The sequence below is a fragment of the uncultured Roseibium sp. genome (assembly GCF_947499295.1).
Taxonomy (GTDB): domain Bacteria; phylum Pseudomonadota; class Alphaproteobacteria; order Rhizobiales; family Stappiaceae; genus Roseibium.
In genome coordinates, this window is the sequence record NZ_CANMNP010000068.1 from 1 (window position 1) to 3,652 (window position 3,652).

The following is a 3,652-nucleotide window of genomic DNA, read 5'->3' on the forward strand; positions in this document are numbered from 1 at the left end:
GGGTTCGGATATTTGGCATAAGCCGACTTTGCCGCCAGCGGGAAGGCCACCGACACAACCACCTCATCTTCATCAAGGGCCGTGTCGAACATGCCGGTGAAGAAGTCCCCGGCCGCAAGGGTCCGTTTGCTGGTTGTCACGGCCGCACCGAGCCCGAGCAAGGCCGCCGGATAGTCCGCCGCCGGATCGTTGTTGGCAATCGAGCCCCCAAGCGTGCCCATGTGACGGACCGCCGGGTCGCCGATGCCCCCGGCAAGGGCCGCAAGACCGGGCAGCTTCTGCCGCACAAGATCCGATGCCGCCACCTCCGCGTGGGTCGTTGCCGCCCCGATCACGATGGTTCCCTCGCCTTCGCAAATGCCCTGCATCTCCGCAATCTTCGTCACGTCAACAAGGTCCGACGGCGCCGCAAGACGCTGCTTCATCGTCGGCAGAAGCGTCTGGCCGCCACCCAGGATCTTGCCGTCCTCTGCTGCCGCCATCTTCTCGGCAGCCTCCGATACGGAACCGGCACGGTGATAGGTTGTCTCATACATGTTGGGTCTCCCCCAAATCTCAAGTGTCCAATGACATCAGGTCCAATGCGGGCGGTCACACCGCCCGCTCATCGTCTCAAGTCCTATTCGGCAGCCTGCCTCAGGCCCGCCTGGCAAAGCGCCCACACCTTCTCAGGAGAGGCCGGCATCGACACAGCGTTGCTGCCGATCGCATCCGTGATCGCATTGATCACCGCAGGCGGAGACCCGATCGCTCCGGCCTCCCCGCAGCCCTTCATGCCGAGCGGGTTGCCAGGGCACGCCGTCACATGGGTCGACAGCTGATAGGACGGAACATCATCCGCACGCGGCATCGTGTAGTCCATGTAGGAGGCCGTCAGAAGCTGACCGCTCTCGTCATAGGCCGCATTCTCAAGCAGCGCCTGGCCAATGCCCTGCGTGATGCCGCCATGCACCTGACCTTCCACGATCATCGGGTTGATGATGTTGCCGAAGTCATCTGCAGCCACAAAGCTCACAACCTCCGTCTGACCCGTCTCCGGGTCCACCTCGACCTCGCACACATAGGTCCCCGCCGGGAAGGTGAAGTTGGTCGGGTCGTAGAACGCCCCCTCCTTCAGACCCGGCTCCATGCCCTCAGGCAGATTGTGCGCCGTATAGGCCGCAAGCGCCACCTCGGTGAAGCTCAGCTTCTTGTCCGTACCGGCCACTTTCAACTCGCCGCCCTCGATCTGGATGTCCCCTTCCGAGGCCTCCATCAGGTGGGCCGCGATCTTCTTCGCCTTCGCCTCGACCTTGTCCAGCGCCTTCACAACAGCCGACATGCCGACCGCGCCCGAGCGGGACCCGTAGGTGCCCATGCCGAACTGGACCTTGTCCGTATCCCCGTGCACGATCGCAACCGCATCGCTGTCAAGGCCAAAGCGCTCGCTGATCAGCTGTGCGAAGGTCGTCTCATGGCCCTGGCCATGACTGTGGGAACCGGTCAGAACCTCAACCGTCCCCACCGGGTTCACACGAACCTCGGCAGATTCCCAAAGACCCACACCGGCACCAAGGGACCCGACCGCCGCTGACGGCGCAATCCCGCAGGCTTCGATGTAACAGGACAGGCCGATCCCGCGCAGCTTGCCACGCGAGGCCGCTTCCGCCTTGCGCGCGGCAAACCCGTCATAATCGGCCGCCTTCAGCGCCGCATCCAGCGTCGCATCATAATCGCCCGCGTCATAGCACATGATCACCGGTGTCTGATGCGGGAACGACCGGATGAAGTTCTTGCGCCGGAACTCGGCCGGCGACAGGCCGACCTCGCGCGCCGCAGTCTCCATGATCCGCTCAAGCAGATAGGTCGCCTCAGGACGTCCGGCACCGCGATAGGCATCCACAGGCGTCGTGTTGGTATAGACCGTCTTCACATTCGCATGGATCGCCGGGATGTCGTATTGCCCCGACAGCAGCGTTGCATAGAGATAGGTCGGAACCGACGACGAGAACAGCGACATGTAGGCGCCCAGATTGGCAACCGTCTTCACCCGCAGGCCGATGATCTTGTTGTCCGCATCCAGCGCAAGCTCGGCTTCCGAGCGGTGATCGCGGCCATGGGCATCCGTCAGGAACGCTTCCGTGCGGTCCGATACCCACTTCACAGGCCGGCCGACGCGCTTCGACGCCCAAAGGCACACCATCTCTTCCGGATAGATATAGATCTTCGAGCCGAAGCCGCCGCCCACATCAGGGGCAATCACGCGCAGCTTGTGTTCCGGTGCGATGTTGTAGAACGCCGACAGGACCAGACGCGCCACATGCGGGTTCTGGGAAGTCGTATAGAGCGTATAATGCTCCTCGGCCGCATCATAGCCGGCAAGCGCGGCCCGCGGCTCCATCGCGTTCGGAACAAGGCGGTTGTTGTGGATCTCCATCCGCGTCACATGCGCGGCACGGCCAAACGCCTCGTCGGTCGCCCCCGCATCACCGATTTCCCAGTCGTAGATCAGATTGCCTTCCGCTTCCGGATGGATCTGCGGCGCGCCCGCCTCAAGGGCTGCAAGCGGATCAACAACCGCAGGAAGCTCCTCATAGTCGACAACCACCGCATCGGCAGCGTCCCGAGCCTCGGCCTGCGTGTCGGCAATGACAACCGCAACAGCCTGGCCCACATGGCGCACAACCTCAGGCTCAAGCGCCCGCCAGCCGCCCATCTTCATCGGCGTGCCGTCCTTGGAGTGGATCATCCATCCGCAGATCAGATTGCCGACACCGTCGCCCACAAGCTGATCGCCCGTCAGAACCGCATCCACTCCCGGCATCGAAAGAGCCGCACTGGCATCGATCCCCGTGACCTTCGCATGGGCATGCGGCGAGCGCACAAAGGCCGCATAGCCCATGCCCGGCATCGCCATGTCATCCGTATAACGGCCACGGCCCGTGATGAAGCGCTTGTCCTCCTTGCGCAGAGCCCGGGCGCCAATCCCTTCAACTGCCATCATCTCTCTCCCAAATACTGCTCCGGATCAAAAAATCCGGATGGTCTCCTCCGACCGGTCTGCCCGGCCCGCGTCTTCTCAAAGGTCGGTTCCAGACCGCCTCTGCCGGCTCCCTCCGGCAGATCAAAGGCGTCCCGCCTGACCCATAAATCCGTCGTGTTCCTAAAACCGGGCCCTCACTCGGCCGCCTGCGCCATGCCAGCCATCTGGTCGGACGCCGCCTTGATCGCCTTGACGATGTTCTGATACCCCGTGCAGCGGCAGATGTTGCCTTCCAGCTCGTGCCGGATCGTTGCCTCATCAAGATTGCCCGCACCGTGACGGTTGATCATGTCAACCGCGCTCATGATCATCCCCGGCGTGCAAAATCCGCACTGAAGACCGTGATGCTCCCGGAACGCCGCCTGCACAGGATGAAGCGCATCCGCGCTGCCAATCCCCTCAAGCGTCACCACCTCACTGCCATCCGCCTGCGCCGCCAGCATCGTGCAGGACTTCACCGCCTTGCCGTCAACATGAACAACACACGCGCCGCATTGCGACGTGTCACAGCCAACATGCGTTCCCGTCAGACCCCGAACATCCCGGATCAAAGACACAAGCAACGTCCGGTCCTCGACCTCGGACGAAACGGTCTTCCCGTTCAATACCAAAGATACTTTCGACATAAAT

At 62.7% G+C, this 3,652-nt stretch carries 3 protein-coding genes; all 3 read right to left on the bottom strand.

Translation table 11 applies throughout. From position 1 onward, the window contains the following. Nucleotides 1-536 (bottom strand): FAD binding domain-containing protein (locus Q0835_RS29485; protein WP_298966982.1); only part of this gene is annotated, 536 nt, incomplete at its 3' end. Between the two features lie 83 nt (nucleotides 537-619). Beyond that, the gene (locus Q0835_RS29490; protein ID WP_298966984.1) at nucleotides 620-2,980 is read right to left on the bottom strand and encodes a xanthine dehydrogenase family protein molybdopterin-binding subunit; all 2,361 of its coding nucleotides are present in this window, start codon (nucleotides 2,978-2,980) and stop codon (nucleotides 620-622) included. A gap of 176 nt (nucleotides 2,981-3,156) precedes the next feature. Next, nucleotides 3,157-3,648: a (2Fe-2S)-binding protein gene (locus Q0835_RS29495; protein ID WP_152501626.1), complete on the bottom strand. Its 492-nt coding sequence runs from the start codon at nucleotides 3,646-3,648 to the stop codon at nucleotides 3,157-3,159. Between the last annotated feature and the right edge of the window lie 4 nt (nucleotides 3,649-3,652).